Below are 1,795 nucleotides of genomic sequence, written 5' to 3'. Positions count from 1 at the left end.
CCTACATTCCCGTCTTACATCACGAGGAACGACGATGTTGAAACGTCGAAACCCGCATAGAATAAGGAATAAACAGCACTTTGGACTTGAATTGAAGCTCGTTATGTGATATAATGAAAGAAACACGTAACGAGGTGACGGAGATGTCAATTGTCCATCAACACGATAAACGCAGTGGAATCACTTACGTCTATGAATCAACATCCTATTGGGATAAGGAAAAGAAGCAAGGGCGTTCGCATCGAAAGCTTATTGGCCGACTCGATCCTGAAACTGGTGAGGTGGTTGCGACCGATGGCCGTGGCAAACGCCGAGGACAGGCAAAGCAGATGGATGCACCACCACCAGCATCAAAAAAAGGGCCTGTTCCATCCGATCGCAGGGAACGAGTCTTCAATGGTGCCACCTATCTCTTCGATCGAATCGGGGAAGAAACCGGGATTACAGCAGATCTCAAAACCTGTTTTCCTAATACCTATAAGCAGATTCTGTCCATTGCCTACTACCTCATTCTTGAAGATAATAACCCTCTGTTCCGTTTTAAAAAATGGGCAAAGCTTCACCGCCATCCCGACGGACAAGATATCCCCAGCCAACGCAGCACGGAACTCTTCCAGTGTATCACCGAAGAGGATAAAGCCCGATTCTTCCGACTTCAAGCAAAGCGACGGATGGAAGACGAGTACTGGGCCTACGATACGACATCGATTTCCAGCTATTCCGAAAGCCTGAAACAGGTCAAATATGGCAAAAACAAAGAGGATGATAAGCTGCCACAATTCAACCTCGCCCTGTTGTTCGGTGAAGAATCGGGACTACCCTTCTATTACCGGAAAATCGCCGGGAATGTCCCGGATGTCAAAACCATGAAGGAGATGATCCGGGAACTGGACACCCCGGGCTATGGCAAGATCAAGCTCTGCATGGATCGGGGATTTTACAGCAAGGATAATATCAATGCCCTGTACAAAGACCATCTGAAGTTTTTAATCGGGACCTCCACCGCACTGTCCTACGCCAAAACATTCATCCATGACATCGGCGGAGATAAGGATCAGTATGCCAACTATAACGGTGAACTAGAATTATATGTCTTCACCAAAACCATCCAGTGGGAGTATGAACATAAGCGTCCTAATAAGGGGGATACCCTTAAAAGTAGTCGACGGCTGTACCTGCATCTTTATTACCATGCCGAAAAACAGGCGAACGATGCATTGATCTTCAATAAAAAGATGGACGCCTACAAACAGGAAATCCTATCGGGCCATCGGGTTCTGGAACATGAAAAGCATTATAAAAAGTACTTCATCATCAAAGAGACACCGAAGAAAGGCATCACCCTTGATTACAACCAGGAGGCAATCAACCAGGCCCGGGAACGCTACGGCTTCTTCACCCTTATCAGCAACGACATCAAAGATCCTGTCGCCGCATTGCAACTTTACAGAACCAGGGATGTTGTTGAAAAAGCCTTTGGTGATTTAAAAGACCGTTTGAATATGCGCAGAGCCCTAACATCCTCAGAAAGCGCCCTGGAAGGGAAGCTGTTTGTTGAATTCATCGCACTCATCTTCCTCTCGTCCATCAAGAAAAGGATGGAAACGGCGGATCTCTTTTCAAAGTATACACTCCATGAAGTACTGGATGAGCTTGATGTCATCGAATGCTACCTCGAGCCCGGGAAAGCACCCGTGCAGGGCGAGGTTCTAAAGAAACAGGAAGAACTCTATCGCTCCCTCGGGGTCAGGCCGCTATTAGCTTCACCGCAGTGCTAAGGATGATGGCGGATACT

Annotated in this window: 1 protein-coding gene; it reads left to right on the top strand. The window is 47.2% G+C overall.

Translation table 11 applies throughout. The annotated features are described in order from the left end of the window. Positions 1-143: 143 nt before the first annotated feature. Positions 144-1,778 carry an IS1634 family transposase gene (locus BLW33_RS13885; RefSeq protein ID WP_090310071.1) on the top strand — a complete coding sequence of 545 codons (1,635 nt, stop codon included), beginning with the start codon at positions 144-146 and terminating at the stop codon, positions 1,776-1,778. Positions 1,779-1,795: the final 17 nt, after the last annotated feature.

This window comes from Eubacterium aggregans (assembly GCF_900107815.1).
Lineage (GTDB): Bacteria > Bacillota > Clostridia > Eubacteriales > Eubacteriaceae > Eubacterium_O > Eubacterium_O aggregans.
This window is presented reverse-complemented; position numbering and strand designations above follow the sequence as displayed.